Raw genomic sequence first — 19,237 nt, 5'->3', positions numbered from 1 at the left:
GACCCGGGCGGCGGTGACAGCCGACCCCTCGGGGCCGAGGCTAGACCGGGCCGGGCGTCCCGAAGCCGGATTCGGTCAACTCGCCGCCCTTCGGGGTGAGTTAACGGACTGCTCCCGCACCCGCGACGTGCCAGAGTAGAGCCGATGTCCCCCGTCACCCCTGACCATCCCAGCCGTGCCGGCGGTGTGAGCGCCGACGACCGGCCCGTCGGCCGTGCCGCGCCGGCCCGGCGGGTGCCCGCGCCCCGCGCCGGTGGGTCGCCGCGCGGGCGCGCACCACTGCCCGTCGCCGCAGGGGTGGCCGCCGGCTGGGCCGCACTCACCTCGTACCTGCCGGTCGCCATCGTGCTCGGCCTGGTCCGGCTCGGCGCGGATTCCGCGACGTTGAGCGGCACCCTGCGCACCGCGTTGGCCGGCTGGCTCCTCGGGCACGGTGTGCCGCTGCGCACCGAGTCCGGCCCGTTCGCGCTCGCCCCGCTGGCGCTGACCGTGCTCGCGCTCTGGCGGCTCACCCGGGCCGGCGTGCACGTCAGCCGTGCGATCGGCGCCCGCGACACCCGCTCACCACCCCGGGCACTGCTCGCCGCGAGCGCGGTCGGCATCGCGTACGCGCTGCTCGGCGCCCTGGCGGCGGTGCTGGTCGGCGCCGGCGGGCCGGCGGTGTCCCCGGTACGGGCGGCGGCCACGTTCGCGGTCGTCGGCACGCTCGCCGCGCTGGTCGGCGCGACCCGGATCACCGCCGTCACCCGGCTGCTCGTCGCCCGGATGCCGCGGCCACTACGGGACGGCGTGCGCACCGGGCTGGTGGCCGTGCTGCTGCTGCTCGGGGCGGGTGCCGGCGCGGCTGGCCTGGCGGTGGCCACCGGCGGTGGAGACGCGGCCGACATGATCGGGGCGTACCGGACCGGCGTGGCCGGGCAGGCCGGGATCACGCTGGTCAGCGTGGCGTACGCGCCGAACGCCGCGATCTGGTCGACGAGCTATCTGCTCGGGCCGGGCTTCGCGGTCGGCACCGACACCGCAGTCCGCACCAGCGAGGTGTCGGTCGGCGCACTGCCGGCCGTACCGCTGCTCGCCGGCCTGCCGCGCGGCCCGGTGGACGGCCTCGGCGCCCTGCTGCTCGCGGTGCCGGTGCTGGCCGGGATGGTCGCCGGCTGGCTGCTCGCCCGCCGCGTGGCCCGGGTCGCCGGCCCGGAGCGGGCCCCGCGGCGCTGGGCCCAGTTGCTGACGCCAGCAGCGTTGGCCGGGCCGGTGGCCGGCGTGCTGGTCGGCGTGGCCGCCGAGATCTCCGGCGGTCCGCTCGGCGCCGGCCGGCTGGCGCAGCTCGGGCCGGTGGCCTGGCAGGTCGGGCTCGTGACGGCCGGTGTCATCGCGGTTGGCGCGCTGCTCGGCGCCGCCGCCACCCGCGCACTCACCCGCGTCCCAGCTCAGTAGCCGCGCGCCGCCGGTGCGACCGCGGGGCGCCCCGGACGAATCCGGAGCGCCCCGTCACGACCGAACCGGTCAGGGCTGGGTCGGCAGATTGACCTGCGCCACGACGCTCAGGATGATCAGCAGGATGCCCAGCCCGACAGCGACAGCGCCGCAGATCAGGCCGGCCTTGGCCTGCCCGGCGTTGCTGGCCTGGCCCTGGGCGACCTTCTGCCGGGCCAGGTACCCGGTCACCACGCCCGCGATGCCGAGCGGGATGCCCAGGTAGAAGCAGCAGAGCAGCGGGATCGACGCGATGCCGAGAATCATCGACACCAGGCCGAGGGTGTTGTTCTGTCCCTGCTGCTGCGGGTAGCCGGCATTCGGGTACGTCGGCGTGCCGTACGGCGGCTGCTGCTGCTGCTGGCCGTACGGGTCCTGGTACGGCTGCTGCTGGCCGTACGGCTGCCCCGAGGTGGGCTGCTGGCCGTACGGGGCGGCCGGCTGCTGGCCGTACGGGTTCTGCGGCTGCTGGCCGTACGGGGCGGCCGGCGGCGGGGCGTACGGGTCGTGCGGCGGCTGGGGGGCGGTCGGGTCCTGATTGGGCTGCTGGCCGTACGGGTCCTGACCGGGGTTACCGGGCTGCATTCGAGAAGCTCCTTGGACTGGTTTCGTCAGTAGCTGCTGTTGTCGCTACTCATGATCGCGCCCAGACCGCCCAAAGCACAGCACACCAAGAAGATGGCATACCACGCAATGCCCACGATCAGGGCCCACTTCGACCACTTCCGCGACTCCGCCGCGGCCGCCTGGGCCCCGGCGAAGTCACCCTGCTGGAGCAGCGGGTTGACCTTCGACGCGTTGATGATCGCCGGGATGGCCAGCGGCCAGAAGAGGAAGATGGCGACGATCGACATCGTCATGTTGTTGTTGATCGGCGGCGGCTGTTGCTGGGGGTGGTAACCGGGCTGCACGGGTGCTCCTCATTCCAACGACACGGCTGGCGTGCCGGATCAGCGACGGGGGTGCGGGCCGGCACAGCGTCCAGCCCGAGCGACCGGCAGCGTACCGGGTCGATGCCCGTCAGCACTGTCAAAGATCGGCGCGCCGCCCAGCCGATGGGCGCCCTGACCTGCCCGATAGGGTGGCCCGGTGACCGAGCCCGCGTCCGCCGCCCGCATCGTCGTCCTCGTCTCCGGCTCCGGAAGCAACCTGCAGGCGCTGCTGGACGCCGCCGCCGACCCCGCGTACGGCGCGCAGGTCGTCGCGGTCGGCGCGGACCGCGAAGGCATCGCGGGCCTGGACCGGGCCGCGGCCGCCGGCGTGCCGACGTTCGTCGAGCGGGTCCGCGACCACGACACCCGGGAGGGCTGGGACGCCGCGCTCACCGCGCACGTCGCGAAGCACCAACCCGACCTGGTCATCTCCGCCGGGTTCCTCAAACTGGTCGGCCCGCACTTCCTCGCCACCTTCGGTGACCGCTACCTGAACACACACAACACCCTGCTGCCGGCGTTCCCCGGCATCCACGGCCCGCGCGACGCTCTCGCCTACGGCGTGAAGCTCACCGGGGCCACGCTCTTCTTCGTCGACGCCGGCATGGACACCGGGCCGATCGTGGCGCAGGTCGCGGTTCCGGTGCTCGACTCCGACGACGTGGAGGCGCTCACCGAGCGCATCAAGGAAGCCGAGCGGCGCCAGCTCGTCGAGCAGGTCGGCCGTCTGGTCCGCGAAGGCTGGACCATCACCGGAAGGAAGGTCACGGTTCCGTGAGTTCCACTCAGGACGGGCGCCGCCCGATCAGGCGGGCGCTGGTCAGCGTCTACGACAAGACCGGGCTGGTCGAGCTGGCCCAGGCCCTGCACGCGGCCGGTGTGGAGATCGTGTCCACCGGCAGCACGGCGGGCACCATCGCCGCCGCCGGCGTGCCGGTGACGCCGGTGGAGACGGTGACCGGCTTCCCCGAGGTGCTCGACGGCCGGGTGAAGACCCTGCACCCGAAGGTCCACGCCGGTCTCCTCGCCGACCTGCGCAAGGACACCCACGTGGCGCAGCTCGACGAGCTGGGAGTGGCCGCGTTCGACCTGCTGGTCTCCAACCTCTACCCGTTCCAGGCGACCGTCGCCTCCGGCGCCGGCGTCGAGGAGTGCGTGGAGCAGATCGACATCGGCGGCCCGGCCATGGTCCGAGCCGCCGCCAAGAACCACGCGTCGGTAGCCGTGCTCACCGACCCGTCCGGGTACCCGGCGCTGCACGCCGCGCTCGGCGAGGGCGGGTTCACCCTCGCCGAGCGCCGCGCGCTGGCCGCCCGGGCGTTCGCCGACATCGCCGAGTACGACGTGGCGGTGGCCCAGTGGTGCGCGCAGGAGCTGGCACCGGCCGACGACTCCTGGCCGGCGTTCGCCGGGCAGGCGCTGCGCAAGTCCGCCGTGCTGCGCTACGGGGAGAACCCGCACCAGCCGGCCGCGCTCTACACCGACCCGGACGCTCCGGCGGGGCTGGCCCAGGCCGAGCAGCTGCACGGCAAGGAGATGTCCTACAACAACTACGTCGACGCGGACGCCGCCTGGCGGGCTGCGAACGACTTCGCCGACCAGCCGGCCGTCGCGATCATCAAGCACGCCAACCCGTGCGGCATCGCGGTGGGCGCGGACGTGGCCGAGGCGCACCGCAAGGCACACGCCTGCGACCCGGTGTCGGCGTACGGCGGGGTGATCGCGGTCAACCGGTCGGTCTCGGTCGAGCTGGCCCGGCAGGTGGCCGACATCTTCACCGAGGTGGTCGTCGCCCCCGGCTTCGACGAGGGCGCGGTGGAGGTGTTGCAGGGCAAGAAGAACATCCGGCTGCTGCGCGCGCCGGCCTGGAACCCGGCGAGGGTCGAGTGGCGGCCGGTGACCGGTGGCGTGCTGACCCAGGTCGCCGACCGGGTGGACGCCCCCGGCGACGACCCGGCGAGCTGGCGGCTGGCGACCGGGGAGGCGGCGGACGAGGAACTGCTGCGCGACCTCGCGTTCGCCTGGCGGGCGGTCCGCGCGGTGAAGAGCAACGCGATCCTGCTCGCCCGGGGCGGCGCCACCGTCGGGGTCGGCATGGGGCAGGTCAACCGGGTCGACTCGGCTCAGCTGGCGGTCAGCCGGGCGGGCGCCGACCGGGCCCGGGGGTCCGTCGCCGCGTCGGACGCGTTCTTCCCGTTCGCCGACGGCCCGAAGATCCTCATCGACGCCGGCGTCCGCGCCATCGTGCAGCCCGGCGGCTCGATCCGCGACGAAGAGGTCATCGCCGCGGCCAAGGAAGCCAACGTCACCATGTACCTGACCAACACCCGCCACTTCTTCCACTAACCACCGGCCGGGCCGGTCCCCGGCCCGGCGATCATGAAGTTATTGCGCGGCTGATCGGCGTGTCGGGACAATAACTTCATGATCAACGGCGCTGGGCGCCCGGGGCCCGGGTGGGGTTAGGCAGCGGTTGGGCGGAGTTCGGCGAAGTGGCAGGCCGACGGGTGTGGGTCTGCGGCGCGGGGCACGGTTTGCGGATCCTCGACGGCGCAGATGTCCTGGGCCTTCCAGCAGCGGGTCCGGAAGTGGCAGCCGCTCGGCGGGTCGGCCGGGCTGGGCACGTCGCCGACCAGCCGGATCATGTTGCGCTGCTCGCGCGCCTCCGGGTCCGGGACCGGCACCGCCGAGAGCAGCGCCTGGGTGTACGGGTGGGTGGCCCGCTCGTAGATCTCGTCCTCGGTGCCGGTCTCGACGATCCGGCCGAGGTACATGACCGCGACCCGGTCGGCGATGTGCCGCACCACGGAGAGGTCGTGGGCGATGAAGATGTACGAGAGCCCGAACTCGTCCTGGAGCTGCTCCAGCAGATTGATCACCTGGGCCTGGATGGAGACGTCCAGCGCCGACACCGGCTCGTCGCAGACGATCACCTCGGGCCGCAGCGCGAGCGCCCGGGCGATGCCGATGCGCTGGCGCTGACCGCCGGAGAACTGGTGCGGGTACCGGTTGATGTGCTCCGGGTTGAGCCCGACCACATCGAGCAGTTCCTGGACCCGTCGATCCCGGCTGCCCTTCGGCGCGGCGTCGCGGTGGATCTCGAAGGGCTCACCGATGATGTCGCCGACGGTCATCCGCGGGTTGAGCGAGGTGTACGGGTCCTGCATGACCATCTGCATGTTGCGGCGCAGCCGGCGCAGCTCGGCCCCGGACGCCTTGAAGAGGTCCTTGCCCTCGAGGGTGGCGCTCCCGGAGGTGGGCGTCTCCAGCCGCATCAGCAGCCGGGCGAGGGTGGACTTCCCGCAGCCGGACTCGCCGACCACGCCCAGCGTCTCACCGCGGCGCAGCTCGAAGCTCACGCCGTCGACGGCCTTGACCGCGCCGATCTGCCGTTGGAACAACACGCCCTGACTGATCGGGAAGTGCTTGACCAGGTTGTCGACGGAGAGGATGGTCTCGCCCCGGACCTTGGTGGAGCTAGCGGGCGCTGTCATCACGGACCTCCTGCGCGAAGTGGCAAGCGCTGGTCCGGCCGTCGCCGAGAACCAGGTCGTGCGGCACCGCGTCCACGCAGACCTGCTGCACGTACGGGCACCGGGGGTGGAACGGGCAACCGGAGGGGATGCGCATCAGGTTCGGCGGGAGCCCCTTGATCGTCGACAGCTCCTGGCCGCGGACGTCCATCCGCGGGATCGACTCCAGCAACCCCTTGGTGTACGGGTGGGCCGGCGCCTTGTAGAGCGAGCGGACGTCGGCGTGCTCGACGATCCGGCCGGCGTACATGACCGCGATCCGGTCCGCGACGCCGGCGACCACGCCCAGGTCGTGGGTGATCAGGATCATCGCCATGTTCAGGTCCCGGCGCAGGTCGGCCAGCAGGTCCATGATCTGGGCCTGCACGGTGACGTCGAGCGCCGTGGTGGGCTCGTCGGCGATCAGCACCTTCGGGTTCAGCGCCAGCGCCATGGCGATCATGACGCGCTGCCGCATGCCTCCGGAGAACTGGTGCGGGTAGTCACCGATCCGCTTTGCGGCACCCGGGATCTTGACCAGGTCCATCAGCTCGATGGCACGCTGGCGGGCGTCAGTTCGTGACATGCCGTCGCGCTGGCGCAGCGTCTCGCCGATCTGCCAGCCGACCGGGAACACCGGGTTCAGCGCGGAGAGCGCGTCCTGGAAGATCATCGCGATCTCCTTGCCGCGGACCTGCCGGCGCTGTTCCTCGGAGCGGGTGAGCAGGTCCTGACCCTGGTAGAGGATCTGGCCGGAGCGGATGACCGCGGGCGGAGTGTCCAGGATGCCCATGATCGCCTGGGCGGTGACCGACTTGCCGGAGCCGGATTCGCCGAGTACGGCGAGGGTCTCCCCGGCGTCCAGGTGGTAGGACACGCCGTTGATCACCCGGGCCACACCCTCGTTGGTCCGGAACTCGACGTGCAGGTCCCGGAGTTCCAGCAGGTGGCCGCCCTCGGGCGTGGCGGAGGCGGGCGTGGGTTGGACGGTGGAGTGGGTCATGAGAGGTTCACCGCAGCTTCGGGTCGAAGGCGTCACGGATCGCGTCGCCGAGCATGATGAACGCCAGCACGGTCAGCGCGAGGAAGGCCGACGGGACGATCAGCGGCGTGGCCGCCTCCCGCATGTGGATGCGGCCGGTGTCGATGTCCTGGCCCCACGAGATGGTCGGCGCCTTCAGGCCGATGCCCAGGAACGAGAGCGTCGCCTCGGCGGCGATGAAGGAGCCGAGCGCGATGGTCAGCACGACGATGGCCGGGGCCAGCGAGTTCGGCAGGATGTGCCGCCACATGATCCGGCCGTGGCCGGCGCCGAGCATCCGGGCCGCCGCCACGTAGTCCTGCTCCTTGGCGGTGATCACCGAGGAGCGCACGACCCGGGCGGCCGTGGTCCAACCCAGGATCGCCAGCACGAAGATCACCGCGGCGATCCGGGCGTTCACGCTGTCGCTGGACACTCGCTTGAGCAGCACGATCGCGGCCAGCAGCAGCGGGATGCCGAGCACCACGTCGATCACCCGGGAGAGCACCGCGTCGACCCAGCGGCCGAAGTAGCCGGCCACCATGCCGACCACCAGCGCGATGACCCCGGTCCCGAGCGCGGAGAGCGCGCCGACCAGCAGCGAGGCCCGGGTGCCGTAGACCGCCCGGGAGTACGTGTCGCAGCCCTGGAAGTCGTACCCGAAGATCGCGCCTCCGGACGGTCCGGCGTGCTGCCGGGAGAGCACGCAGTCGTTCGGGCTGTTGGCGGTGAAGATCCCGGGGGCCAGGGCCATCAGGGTGAAAACGACGACCAGCGCCAGCGAGATCCAGAAGATCGGGTTGCGGCGCAGGTCGCGCCAGGCGTCCCCGGCCAGGCTGCGGGCCTTGTTCGCCGCGCCGATCTGGTTCGGCGTGCCCGGCTCGCCCGAGGGGCCACGGCGTGCGGCCTGGTTCTCGGTGGCCGCCACAGTTTCAAAGTCACTCATAGCGGATCCTCGGGTCGAGTACGGCGTACAGGACGTCCACCACCAGGTTCGAGACCAGGTAGACCACGACGAGCACGCTGACGATGCCCACCACCAGGGGGCCGTCCTCGGTGCGGATGCCGCGGAAGAGGTTGAAGCCCACGCCGGGGATGTTGAAGACGCCCTCGGTGATGATCGCGCCGCTCATCAGGTTGCCCAGTTCCACACCGAGGAAGGTGACCACGGGGATGAGCGAGTTCCGCAGCACGTGCACGGTGACGATGCGGCGCTTGACCAGGCCCTTGGACCGGGCGGTCCGTACGTAGTCGGCGCGCAGGTTCTCCGCCACCGAGGTGCGGGTCAGTCGCAGCGCGGTGGCCAGCGACAGCGAGCCGAGCACGATGCCCGGCAGCAGCAGCGCGTAGAACGTCGGCTCGGAGCCGGCGGTGGGCGGGAAGAGCTGCCACTTGACGCCCAGGAAGTACTGCGCGAGGGGCGCCAGCACGATGGTCGGGATGCCCAGCACCAGCAGGGTCAGCACCAGCGTCGAGTTGTCGAAGATGCTGGCCCGGCGGATGCCGGCGACCACGCCGGCGGTGACTCCGAAGATGATCGCCACGGCGAGCGCGATGAGCGCGAGTTTCACGGTGACCGGCCAGGCAGCCTGCAGGATGTCGCCGATCTGGCGACCGGTCAGCGACTGGCCGAGGTCGCCCTGGAGCAGGCTCTTGACGTAGTCGAAGTAGCGGTAGAAGAAGCCGCCGACGCCGGTGGCGTCCAGGTGGTACTTCTCGGTCAGGTAGGCCCGCTGGGCTTCGGTCACCGGGCGCTCGCCGGCGAGCGCCTGGATGGGGTCGCCCTGGCCGGCGAACATCAGCGCGTAGACGATCAGGGTGGTCCCGAAGAACGCCAGGACCATCTGCAGTAGGCGCCGCAAGATGTAGCGGAACATGCTTAGCAGTCTCTCCGGAAATGTGCGAAAGGGTCGCAGGACGGCATCTCTGGTCGTACCCGAAATATCCGGGATGCCTGCCGTTCGGCCCGGGGATGGCCGGCGCTACCGATGCCGGGTCCGTTGTCCGGGCCCGGGGAGCGCGGTCCGGGCCACCCGGGCGTCATCGCCCGGGTGGCCCGCACCATGGTCAGCTCAGCTGGCTGCTTCGATCTTGACGAGGTTGACCCGCTGGAACAGGTCCATCTCGACATTCTTGACCTTGGACGAGTGGCCGAACACGTTCTCGCCGAAGCGGAGCGGGATGACCGGCATGTCCTTGGCCAGGATGTCCTCCGCCTGCTGGTACTTGGCGATCGCCTCGTCCTGCGTCTTGGCGGCGGAACCCTCCTTGACGAGCTTGTCGAACTCCGGGTTGCTGTAGCCGTAGTAGTTCGACGAACCGTTGGTGCTGTACAGCGGGCCGAGGTAGTCCTCCATGGTCGGGTAGTCCATGACCCAACCCATCCGGAACATGCCCACCGGCTGCTTCTTCTCGACCTTGGTCAGCAGGTCGGCGAACTTCGGCTCGGTCGAGCCGACGACGTCGACACCCAGGTTGGTCTTCAGCTGGTTGACCGTGGCGTCGACCCAGTCCTTGTGGCCGCCGTCCCCGTTGTAGGAGATGACGATCTTCGACGGGCCGCCGGCGGCCTGGTAGAGCCTCTTGGCCTCGGTCGGGTTGAACTCCCCGGCCGCACCAGCGGTGTTGTCCCGGTAGCCCGGCAGCACCGGCGAGACGAACGAGCGGGCCGACTGCTGCGAACCCTTGAAGACCGACTTGCTGATCTCGTCCCGGTCGATCGCCATCGAGATGGCCTTGCGCACGTCCGGGTTGCTGTAGTCCTTGTCGAACGTCGGGAACGCGAGGAACTGGAACGACGACATGGGGCTGGTCTTGTACCGGTCACCCAGGTCGGTCGGAGCGGTGCTCAGGCTCTCGGTCGGGATCGTGGGCAGCACGTCCAGGTTGTCCGCCAGGACGTCCGCGTAGGCCGCGGTGAGCTGCTGGTAGATCCGGAACTCGACGTCCTTCACCTTGGGCTTCTCGCCCGGGTAGGCGTCGTACCGCTCGACAACGATCTTGCTGTCGTGCTGCCAGGTGCCCTTCATCTTGAAGGGGCCCTGCCCGATCGGCGCCTGCTCGTAGGAGTCCTTGAGCACGCCCGGGGCCGAGAACGCGGCCTCCGGCATCGGGTAGAACGCGGTGTAGCCGAGCATCGTCCGGAAGTCGATGTACGGGTCGGCGAGCGTCACCTGGAAGGTGAGGTCGTCGACCTTCTTCAGACCGGACATCTCCTTCGCCTTCGGCGCCTTGCCCTGCAGGTCCGGGTAGCCAGCGATCTTCTCGAAGAAGAAGTTGCTGTCCTGCCCGTTGGGGGCGTACGCGCCGTAGTTCCAGGCGTTGATGTAGTCCTCGGACGTGACCTTCTCACCGTTGTGGAAGGTGTAGCCGTCCTTGAGCTTGACCGTCCAGACCTTGTTGTCCGACGACGTCACGGACTCGGCCGCGACCTCGTACGGCTTGTTCTGGGCGTCGTAGTCGACGAGCGGGGAGAACAGGCCGGTGAGCACCTGCGCACCGGACGTCTCGGTGGTGTTGGTCGGAACCAGGTGCTTCGGTTCCGCGATCTGGATGCTGACAGCTGAACTGCCGCTGCTGGACCCACCGTCTCCGCCGCTGCCGCAGGCCGCGAGGCCCAGCGTCACCGCGAGCGGGAGGGCGGTCCAGGCGGCGAGCCTACGAACTCGCATTGAGCCTCCTCATCTCCTCACGCTGCGCAGTCAAGCCCGACGCTGGGTTTACGCTGCGCAACAAGGGGTAACGGTAGGTCGGGCAACCGCCTTCGGCAACGAGCCGGTTGCGGCTGCATAACGGTCCGGGATGGCTTTCCTTGCCGAGTGCGGGGAGGCCTGCTACCCCAGACGGGGCTTAACCGGACTGACCTGCTTTTTCGCCGGTCGATTTCACGCCTGTTGTGGTGTCTCCGCCCTCGCTGGCCTGCTCTGGGTCGAATGCCGCCCCCCACCCTGCTGTGCCGACCTGTCCGGTTCGGCGGTGATCAGCTCCACAAAACGTCACGGAGAGTGACTAGCGACACGTCACAGTTCGTGACCGGCGGCGAGTGGCAGGGATCTCGGCAGCCGGTCCCGGACTGAGGTCGTCCGAACGGTCGGCGGTGGCCGTGAGACGATCTGGTCGTGACGGCGACGCTTCTGGACGGCAAGGCGACCGCGGCGGAGATCAAGGATGAGCTGCGGATACGGGTGAAGGCGCTCGCGGAGCGTGGCATCACCCCCGGGCTGGGCACGGTGCTGGTCGGGGCGGACCCGGGCAGCCAGGCGTACGTCAACGGCAAGCACCGGGACTGCGCCGAGGTGGGCATCGCCTCCATCCGCCGGGAGCTGCCGGCCGACGCCACCCAGCAGCAGGTCGACGACGTCCTGGCCGAGCTGAACGCCGACCCGGCGTGCCACGGCTACATCGTCCAGCTGCCGCTGCCGGCCCACCTGGACACCCAACGGGTACTGGAGCTGATCGACCCGGCCAAGGACGCCGACGGCCTGCACCCGGTCAACCTGGGCCGGCTCGTCCTCGGCTACGACGGCCCGCTGCCCTGCACGCCGCGCGGCATCGTGGAGCTGCTCCGGCGGCACGATGTGGCGCTGCGCGGCGCCACCGTCGCGGTGGTCGGCCGGGGCAACACCGTCGGCCGTCCGCTCGGGCTGCTGCTCACCCGGCGCAGTGAGAACGCCACCGTCACCCTGTGCCACACCGGCACGCTCGACCTCGCCTCGCACACCCGGGCCGCCGACATCGTCATCGTCGCGGCCGGCGTACCGGGCCTGCTCACCGCCGACATGATCAGTCCTGGCGCGGTGGTGGTGGACGTCGGCATCACCCGGGTGATCGGCGCGGACGGCAAGGGCCGGTACACCGGCGACGTGGACCCGGGCGTGGCCGAGACGGCCGGCGCGGTGGTCCCGATGCCCGGCGGCGTCGGCCCGATGACCCGGGCGATGCTGCTCAGCAACGTCGTCGAACGCGCCGAGCGCGGCTGAGGTGTAACGAAGGGCACCCTGCGGACGCTCGTGCGGGTGAGCGGACGTTCCGTGTCGAACCAGGCCGTAACCATCCGCCCCTGACCTGATCGGTGCCAGGATGACTGATACGGTCCGGAAAACCGACTGGTATCAGGGAGTGGGACGACCATGGGTAAGAAGGTCACTGTCGTCGGGGCTGGCTTCTACGGCTCCACCACCGCACAGCGCCTGGCCGAGTACGACGTCTTCGACACCGTAGTGATCACCGACATCGTGGAGGGCAAGCCCGCGGGTCTCGCACTCGACCTCAACCAGTCGCGGGCCATCGAGGGCTTCGAGACCAAGGTGGTCGGCGCGACCACCGGCCCGAACGGCGAGGGCTACGAGGCCATCGAGGGCTCCGACGTCGTGGTGATCACCGCTGGCCTGCCGCGCAAGCCGGGCATGAGCCGGATGGACCTGCTGGAGACCAACGCCAAGATCGTGCGGCAGGTCGCCGAGAACGTCGCCAAGTACGCCCCGAACGCCGTCGTCATCGTGGTCTCCAACCCGCTGGACGAGATGACCGCCCTGGCGCAGCTCGCCACCCAGTTCCCGAAGAACCGGGTGCTCGGCCAGGCCGGCATGCTCGACAGTGCCCGGTTCAGCAACTTCGTCGCCGAGGCGCTCAACGTGCCGGTGGCGTCGGTCCGCACGCTGACCCTGGGCTCGCACGGCGACACCATGGTCCCGGTGCCCTCGAAGAGCACGGTCAACGGCAAGCCGCTGCGGGAGGCGATGCCGGCGGCGCAGATCGAGGAGCTGGTGGTCAAGACCCGCAACGGTGGCGCCGAGGTGGTCGCGCTGCTCAAGACCGGTTCCGCGTACTACGCCCCGTCCGCCGCGGCGGCCCGGATGGCGACGGCCGTCGCCGAGGACTCCGGCGAGGTCATGCCGGTCTGCGCGTGGGTCGACGGCGAGTACGGCATCGACGGCGTCTACCTGGGCGTCGAGGCCGAGATCGGCGCCGAGGGCGTCAAGCGGGTCGTCGAGACCGACCTGGACGCCGACGAGCGGGCCAGCCTCCTGGCGGCCGCCGAGGCCGTCCGCGCCAAGCAGGGCGACGTCGCGAACATGTGACCCGAACCACCGCTCCGCGAAGGGCGCGCCGGCGAAGCCGGCGCGCCCTTCGCTGTCCCCCCACCCCGATCCACCCCCGTGATCAAGAGGTTTGCGTCACCGCGACCGCGGTTCCTGACGCAAACCTCTTGATCAACAAGCTGGGAACGGGGGGAGCGGGGTGAAGGGGGTGAAGGGAGTGCCCAGGTGGGGGGTGGCCAGGAGGGTGGGGTTGAGGGTGCGCAGGGCGGCCAGCCGGGAGGCGCGGGCGAGTTCCGGGTCCACCTCGTGGGCGTACGCCAGGTTGGGGTCGACGAGTTGCGCGGCGTGCACCAGCAGGTCGCCGGTGAGCAGCATCCGCTCGTCGGCCGCCGTCAGGAGCACCGACTGGTGGCCGGGGGTGTGTCCCGGGGTGGGCAGCAGTCGTACCGCCGGGGTGAGGCTGGTCTCGCCGTCGACCACCCGGAGCTGGCCGGCGGCGCGCAACGGCGCGACCAGGCCGGCCGGCAGCCCGGGACTGATCGTCTCCGCGGCGTCCAGCTCGGCGCGTTGCACAAGGTAGCTCGCGTTCGGGAAGTACGGCCGGCCGGGCGTGCCGGTCACCGCCCAGCCGATGTGGTCGCTGTGCAGATGGGTGAGCACGACCGTGTCGACGTCGGCGGGGTCGATGCCGGCGGCGGCCAGTTCGGCGGGCAGCCGACCGGGTACGGGCGCCCAGCTCCCGGCGGGCGCGTCGGCCGGCCCGATCCCGGCATCGACCAGGGTCACCGGCCCGTCGCCGGCCCGGACGGCGAAGCTGCGGAAGGACAGCCACCACTGCCCGTCGGCGGTCACCGAGGTGGGGTCGCGCCGGTCGGCTTCCCGCCAGTGCGCCGTTGTGGCGTGCGGAAACGCCTCCGTCCGGGGCTGGAAGAAGGCACCCTCGGAGTCGGTGAGCGCGGTGACCGTGATAGACCCGAGGGTGCGGCTCAGTGGCATCGGGCGATGATGTCAGGAGACTTCTGCGCCGTGCAGCCCGGTTTCCGCCGGCCGGTCGAGGCCGGCTGGGGGCCGCCGGCCTGTTTCCAGTACGCTCGTACTGCTTGAGCACGTGTCCCCCGAGAGGAGCGCCGGCCGATGGCGAAGATCAAGGTAAACAACCCGGTCGTGGAGCTCGACGGCGACGAGATGACCCGGATCATCTGGAAGCAGATCCGGGAGCAGCTGATCCTGCCCTACCTCGACGTCGACCTGCACTACTACGACCTGTCGATCCAGCACCGTGACGAGACCGACGACCAGGTCACCATCGACGCCGCCAACGCCATCAAGGAGCACGGCGTCGGCGTCAAGTGCGCGACCATCACCCCGGACGAGGCCCGGGTGGAGGAGTTCGGCCTGAAGAAGATGTGGCGGTCGCCCAACGGCACCATCCGCAACATCCTCGGCGGCGTCGTCTTCCGTGAGCCGATCATCATGTCCAACGTGCCGCGGCTGGTCCCCGGCTGGACCAAGCCGATCATCATCGGCCGGCACGCCCACGGTGACCAGTACAAGGCCACCGACTTCGTCGTCCCCGGCCCCGGCAAGGTGACCGTCACCTACACCCCGGCCGACGGCGGCGCGCCGATGGAGATGGAGGTCGCCAACTTCTCCGGCGGCGGCATCGCCATGGGCATGTACAACTACGACGAGTCGATCCGGGACTTTGCCCGGGCCTCGTTCCGGTACGGCCTGGACCGCAACTACCCGGTCTACCTGTCCACCAAGAACACCATCCTCAAGGCGTACGACGGCCGGTTCAAGGACATCTTCGCCGAGGTGTTCGAGAACGAGTTCAAGGCCGAGTTCGCCGCCGCCGGCATCACCTACGAGCACCGGCTGATCGACGACATGGTCGCCGCCGCGCTCAAGTGGGAGGGCGGCTACGTCTGGGCCTGCAAGAACTACGACGGTGACGTGCAGTCGGACACCGTCGCGCAGGGCTTCGGCTCGCTGGGTCTGATGACCTCGGTCCTGCTCTCCCCGGACGGTCGTACCGTCGAGGCCGAGGCCGCGCACGGCACGGTCACCCGGCACTACCGGCAGTACCAGAAGGGCGAGAAGACCTCGACCAACCCGATCGCGTCGATCTACGCCTGGACCCGGGGCCTCGCCCACCGGGGCAAGCTGGACGGCACGCCGGCGGTGACCGAGTTCGCCAACACCCTGGAGCAGGTCATCGTCGACACCGTCGAGGGCGGCCAGATGACCAAGGACCTCGCGCTGCTCATCTCGCGGGACGCCCCGTGGCTGAGCACCGACGAGTTCATGAACGCGCTCGACGAGAACCTGGCGCGCAAGATCGGCGCCTGATCCACGCGTACCGCAGCAACGGAGCCCGTCGGCACCCGCCGGCGGGCTCCGGCGTGTCCGTGGTCGACACACCGCCCGCGTCACCCCGGCCGGCGCGCCTCGTTGACCAGGGTGGACGAGATGCCAGTCGCGTCCAGGAAGGTTGACCGCGGTCGACCCGCGGCATGCGTGCCGATCAGCCAGCCTTCCCGGCTGTGTCGAGCACAGCCAGCCGTCCCTTCCCTGCGGGGGGCCCTGTCCCGGGCCCCCCGCGCCCTGTCTCCCGGGTGTCAGGCGTTAGGAAGGGCCCCTTCCTATGCACCCGGCGTTAATAAGGGGCCCTTCCTTCAGGCGGCGCGCAGGAGGTCGGCGGCGCGTTCGGGGGAGATGTCGTTGATGAAGACGCCCATCCCGGACTCGGAGCCCGCCAGGTACTTCAACTTGTCCTTGGCGCGTCGGATGCTGAACAGCTGAAGGTGCAGGTGGCCCAGCTCGCGGTCGATCCGCACCGGCGCCTGGTGCCACGCGGCGATGTACGGCATCGGCATGTCGAACAGCCCGTCGAAGCGGCGCAGCAGGTCCAGGTAGAGCGGCCCGAAGGCGTCCCGCTCGCTGTCGCTGAGCGCCGGGATGTCCGGCACGACGCGGCGCGGCGCCACGTGCACCTCGAACGGCCAGCGGGCCGCCGCCGGCACGAACGCCGTCCAGTGCTCGTTCTCGACGACCACCCGGTCGCCGGCAGCGCGTTCGGCGGCCAGCACGTCCGCGTAGAGGTTGCCTCCGCCGGTCCGCTCGGCGTGCCGGCGTGCCGCGGCCAGCAGCGCCCGGGTGCGCGGCGTCACGAAGGGGTACGCGTAGATCTGCCCGTGCGGGTGGTGCAGCGTGACACCGATCTCGACGCCCCGGTTCTCGAAGCAGAACACCTGCTCCACGCCGGGCAGCTCGCCGAGCACCTCGGTCCGGTCGGCGAGCGCGTCCAGAACGGTGCGGACCCGGCTCGGGGGGAGGCTCGCGAAGGAGGCGTTGTGGTCCGAGGTGAAGCAGACGACCTCGCACCGGCCGAGGCCCGGCCGGGCCGGCGTGAACGGGGTGATCTCCCCGGGCTCGTCGGTCACCCGGCCGCTCAGCGACGGGAAGCGGTTCTCGAAGACCACCACGTCGTAGTCGGGGGCCGGGATCTCGGTCAGGCGGTCGCCGACCGATGGGTCGAGCGGGCACTCGTTCGCTGGCGGGAGGAAGGTGCGGGTCTGCCGGTGCACGGCGACCGCCACCCACTCGTCGGTCAGCGGGTCGTAGCGCAGTTGGGACGCGGGGGGCGGCGGCGGAAGGTGCCGGCGGTCCGCCTGGTCGCGGACAGCGTCGTCGCGCTCGTCGAAGTAGATCAGCTCCCGGCCGTCGGCCAGGTCGATCGCGGTGCGCTTCACTGCGCCGTCCCCTCACTCGTCGGCGTGCGCGTCATGCGGCCCGCCCCCGTCGCCTTCACGATGATCAATTCGCCCACCTGTTCCTCGAGTACCTGTCGCGCGGGCGGAGGCAACCGGTCGTCGCTCACCAGGACGTGCGCCGCGGCCAGCTCGACGATCGAGGAGATGCCCACCGTGCCCCACTTGGTGTGGTCGGCGAGCACCACCAACCGGTCCGCCGCCGCGACCAGTGCCCGGTCGGTCTCCGCCTCCATCAGGTTCGGGGTGGTGAAGCCGGCCCGTTCGCTGATGCCGTGCACTCCGAGAAAGAGCAGGTCCAGGTGCAGCGTCCGGACGGCGTCGACCGCGAGCGGGCCGACCAGCGCGTCCGAGGGCGTGCGTACGCCGCCGGTGAGCACCACCGTCTGGTCCGGCCGGCCGCCGGCGTGCAGGATCTCGGCCACCGGCAGCGAGTTGGTCACGACGGTCAGGCCGGGCACGTCCACCAGCCTGCGGGCCAGCTCGGCGGTGGTGGTGCCGGCGGAGAGCGCGACCGCGGCACCCGACCGGACCAACTGGGCGGCCCGGTCCGCGATGGCGGCTTTCTCGGGCAGCTGGCGGACCGACTTGGCGTGGAAGCCCGGCTCGTCGGTCGAGCTCGGGCCGGCCGCCGTGGCGCCGCCGTGCACCTTGGCCAGCAGGCCGCGTTCGTGCAGCGCCTCCAGGTCGCGCCGGATGGTCATGTCGGAGACGCCGAACTCGGTGGCCAGCTCGGTCACCCGGACGCCGCCCGTCGACCGGACCCGCTCCAGGATGGCCGCCTGCCGCTGCTGAGCGAGCATCCGCCGTGCCTCCCGGGTCCACGTACTCTCACGCGGTCAAACGTGTTCCAACAAAGATGAACACTAGCGCGTAGCCGGTAGCGGTGGAAGGAACGGGGTACGGCCGGCTCAGGCGGACGGGGTCTTCATCTCCACCCAGCCGGTCTCGGTCAGGTGGTGCAGCACGGCCTGCACCGCCTCCGGCACGCTCAGATCGGTGGTGTCCACCACCAGGTCCGCGTCCGTCGGCTCCTCGTACGGGTCGTCGATGCCGGTCATGCCGGTGAGCAGGCCGGCCCGGGCGCGCGCGTACAGGCCCTTGCGGTCTCGCTGTTCGCACACCTCCAGCGGGGTGGCGACGTGCACCAGCACGAAACCGGCCCCCGCGGCCAGGGCCATCTCACGAGCGGTGGCGCGGGCCGCCGCGTACGGGGCGATCGGGCAGCAGATGCCCACCCCACGGTGCCGGGCCATCTCCGCGGCCACCCAGCCGATCCGTCGGACGTTGAGATCCCGGTCCGTCTTGCTGAAGCCCAGCCCGGCGGAGAGCTCCCGGCGCACCACGTCCCCGTCGAGCAGGGTCACCGTGCGGTCGCCGCTCTCGCGCAACACGTCCGCCAGGCCCCGGGCGATGGTCGACTTGCCGGAGCCGGAGAGCCCGGTCAGGAAGACCACGAGGCCCCGGTGCCGGCGCGGTGGCCGGGCCCGGGCCAGCTCCTTCGCCACCGCGGGCGGGGTGTGCCACTCCGGCAGCGGGAAGCCCCGGTCCAGCAGGTCGTCGATCTCCTCCTGCGTCAGCGCGAGACGGCGGTTGCGCGGCGGGATGTCCTCCCGCCAGCGCCACTGCCCGTCCCGGTTGTCGTACGCCAGCTCGCGCGGCACCAGCACCCGCAGCCCGGCTCCGGAGAGCATCTCCCCGGTGGAGAGCAGGTGGGTGACCCCGTACGCGGCGGAGACCCGTGCGCGCAGCAGCGCATCGGCGATCTCCTCCCGACGGTGCGACAGTGGCACCGCGACCAGGGTGGCCGGCGGCATCCGGTCCCGGGCGGCGAAGATGCTGCGCACCAGAGCCTCCGGCGGGAGCCCGGCGACGCCACCCTCACCGACCGGGATCATCACCAGCAGGTGCGCGGCCAGGGTGCGCGCGGCGTGGGCGATCTGGGCAAGCTGCGGCCGGTGCAGCGGCCGGTCGGCGATCACTCCGAGCACCCGGCCCGGCGGCAGCAGCGCGCGGACCTCCTCCGGGCTGCGGCGCAGTCGCTGGAACGGCCCGTGGCCACCGTCACCCAGCCGCCGGACTTGGCCGCCCACCCCGGCCACGCCGTCGCGTACCGGCCAGACGTCCGCCACGTCCAAGGCGGCCACCGGCGCGCCCTCGCCGTCGGTCAGCACCAGCGCCCGGCGGGCCGGATCGCGCGGATCGAAACCCTGGGCCAGCGCGGCGGGCAGTTGGAGGGCCACCGCGACCTGCCACGGCGTGCCGTCGGCCAGCCGCCCGCGTCGGCTGACCGAGACCAGATCGGCGCGGGTCATGAAGCCGGTCAGGGGGGCGTACGCGCCGGTCAGCAGCAGCTCAAGATCCGCGAGCTCGCCCGGACGCGGCGTGTACGCCGGCGCGTCCCGGAGCACCTCGTCGGGCAGCACCCAGCCGTTGCTCATCCACACCCCCCACTCGCTGACCGGCACACAGTTTCGCAGCCGAC

General features: G+C 71.1%; 17 protein-coding genes. 6 read left to right on the top strand and 11 right to left on the bottom strand.

Translation table 11 applies throughout. From position 1 onward, the window contains the following. Positions 1–144 precede the first annotated feature (144 nt). Positions 145–1,434, top strand: coding sequence for a DUF6350 family protein (locus ACFYPS_RS26315; protein WP_354964687.1), 1,290 nt, complete (start codon positions 145–147; stop codon positions 1,432–1,434). A 69-nt stretch (positions 1,435–1,503) separates the two neighbouring features. On the opposite strand, the gene ACFYPS_RS26310 is transcribed toward ACFYPS_RS26315, so the two are convergent. Next, positions 1,504–2,058 carry a DUF4190 domain-containing protein gene (locus ACFYPS_RS26310; RefSeq protein WP_354964686.1) on the bottom strand — a complete coding sequence of 185 codons (555 nt, stop codon included), beginning with the start codon at positions 2,056–2,058 and terminating at the stop codon, positions 1,504–1,506. 26 nt (positions 2,059–2,084) lie between these two features. Further along, positions 2,085–2,384 (bottom strand): CD225/dispanin family protein, encoded by a 300-nt coding sequence (locus tag ACFYPS_RS26305; protein ID WP_354964685.1) that lies wholly within the window; start codon positions 2,382–2,384, stop codon positions 2,085–2,087. 178 nt (positions 2,385–2,562) lie between these two features. Here ACFYPS_RS26305 and purN point away from each other — a divergent pair, with 178 nt between their 5' ends. Continuing rightward, positions 2,563–3,183 carry a phosphoribosylglycinamide formyltransferase gene (gene purN, locus ACFYPS_RS26300; protein ID WP_354964684.1) on the top strand — a complete coding sequence of 207 codons (621 nt, stop codon included), beginning with the start codon at positions 2,563–2,565 and terminating at the stop codon, positions 3,181–3,183. Then, positions 3,180–4,751 (top strand): bifunctional phosphoribosylaminoimidazolecarboxamide formyltransferase/IMP cyclohydrolase, encoded by a 1,572-nt coding sequence (gene purH, locus ACFYPS_RS26295; protein WP_354964683.1) that lies wholly within the window; start codon positions 3,180–3,182, stop codon positions 4,749–4,751. The genes purN and purH overlap by 4 nt, the downstream gene beginning before the upstream one ends. A 116-nt stretch (positions 4,752–4,867) precedes the next feature. Here purH and ACFYPS_RS26290 read toward each other — a convergent pair whose 3' ends face one another. The 5 genes from ACFYPS_RS26290 to ACFYPS_RS26270 form a co-directional block, all read right to left on the bottom strand. Next, the gene (locus ACFYPS_RS26290; RefSeq protein WP_354964682.1) at positions 4,868–5,899 is read right to left on the bottom strand and encodes a dipeptide ABC transporter ATP-binding protein; all 1,032 of its coding nucleotides are present in this window, start codon (positions 5,897–5,899) and stop codon (positions 4,868–4,870) included. After that, complete coding sequence (locus tag ACFYPS_RS26285; RefSeq protein WP_354964681.1) at positions 5,883–6,920, bottom strand: ABC transporter ATP-binding protein; 1,038 nt, start codon at positions 6,918–6,920, stop codon at positions 5,883–5,885. The genes ACFYPS_RS26290 and ACFYPS_RS26285 overlap by 17 nt, the downstream gene beginning before the upstream one ends. A 7-nt stretch (positions 6,921–6,927) precedes the next feature. Continuing rightward, positions 6,928–7,884 carry an ABC transporter permease gene (locus ACFYPS_RS26280; protein ID WP_354964680.1) on the bottom strand — a complete coding sequence of 319 codons (957 nt, stop codon included), beginning with the start codon at positions 7,882–7,884 and terminating at the stop codon, positions 6,928–6,930. Then, positions 7,877–8,815, bottom strand: coding sequence for an ABC transporter permease (locus ACFYPS_RS26275; RefSeq protein WP_089019049.1), 939 nt, complete (start codon positions 8,813–8,815; stop codon positions 7,877–7,879). Before ACFYPS_RS26275 ends, ACFYPS_RS26280 begins: the two co-directional genes overlap by 8 nt. Positions 8,816–9,010: 195 nt before the next feature. After that, positions 9,011–10,609 carry an ABC transporter substrate-binding protein gene (locus ACFYPS_RS26270; protein WP_354964679.1) on the bottom strand — a complete coding sequence of 533 codons (1,599 nt, stop codon included), beginning with the start codon at positions 10,607–10,609 and terminating at the stop codon, positions 9,011–9,013. Positions 10,610–11,056: 447 nt separating this feature from the next. Here ACFYPS_RS26270 and ACFYPS_RS26265 point away from each other — a divergent pair, with 447 nt between their 5' ends. Beyond that, positions 11,057–11,917 (top strand): bifunctional methylenetetrahydrofolate dehydrogenase/methenyltetrahydrofolate cyclohydrolase, encoded by an 861-nt coding sequence (locus tag ACFYPS_RS26265; protein ID WP_387327752.1) that lies wholly within the window; start codon positions 11,057–11,059, stop codon positions 11,915–11,917. 150 nt (positions 11,918–12,067) lie between these two features. Continuing rightward, positions 12,068–13,018 carry a malate dehydrogenase gene (locus tag ACFYPS_RS26260; protein ID WP_387327749.1) on the top strand — a complete coding sequence of 317 codons (951 nt, stop codon included), beginning with the start codon at positions 12,068–12,070 and terminating at the stop codon, positions 13,016–13,018. Between the two features lie 132 nt (positions 13,019–13,150). Here the strand turns inward: ACFYPS_RS26260 and ACFYPS_RS26255 are convergent, their stop codons facing one another. Beyond that, positions 13,151–13,975, bottom strand: coding sequence for an MBL fold metallo-hydrolase (locus ACFYPS_RS26255; protein ID WP_387327746.1), 825 nt, complete (start codon positions 13,973–13,975; stop codon positions 13,151–13,153). Between the two features lie 138 nt (positions 13,976–14,113). Here ACFYPS_RS26255 and ACFYPS_RS26250 point away from each other — a divergent pair, with 138 nt between their 5' ends. Next, entirely contained in the window at positions 14,114–15,331 is a 1,218-nt protein-coding gene (locus ACFYPS_RS26250; protein ID WP_354964675.1) for an NADP-dependent isocitrate dehydrogenase, read from the top strand. Between the two features lie 326 nt (positions 15,332–15,657). Here ACFYPS_RS26250 and galT read toward each other — a convergent pair whose 3' ends face one another. The 3 genes from galT to cysC form a co-directional block, all read right to left on the bottom strand. Then, positions 15,658–16,734: a galactose-1-phosphate uridylyltransferase gene (gene galT, locus ACFYPS_RS26245; protein ID WP_354964674.1), complete on the bottom strand. Its 1,077-nt coding sequence runs from the start codon at positions 16,732–16,734 to the stop codon at positions 15,658–15,660. Next, complete coding sequence (locus ACFYPS_RS26240; RefSeq protein ID WP_354964673.1) at positions 16,731–17,555, bottom strand: DeoR/GlpR family DNA-binding transcription regulator; 825 nt, start codon at positions 17,553–17,555, stop codon at positions 16,731–16,733. The genes galT and ACFYPS_RS26240 overlap by 4 nt, the downstream gene beginning before the upstream one ends. A 108-nt stretch (positions 17,556–17,663) precedes the next feature. Beyond that, positions 17,664–19,193, bottom strand: coding sequence for an adenylyl-sulfate kinase (cysC, locus tag ACFYPS_RS26235; protein WP_354964672.1), 1,530 nt, complete (start codon positions 19,191–19,193; stop codon positions 17,664–17,666). Between the last annotated feature and the right edge of the window lie 44 nt (positions 19,194–19,237).

The sequence above is a fragment of the Micromonospora sp. NPDC005087 genome (assembly GCF_042872965.1).
In the GTDB taxonomy this organism is placed as follows: Bacteria; Actinomycetota; Actinomycetes; order Mycobacteriales; family Micromonosporaceae; genus Micromonospora.
The sequence above is the reverse complement of the archived record's forward strand: the minus strand, read 5'-3'. Positions and strand labels throughout refer to the sequence as shown.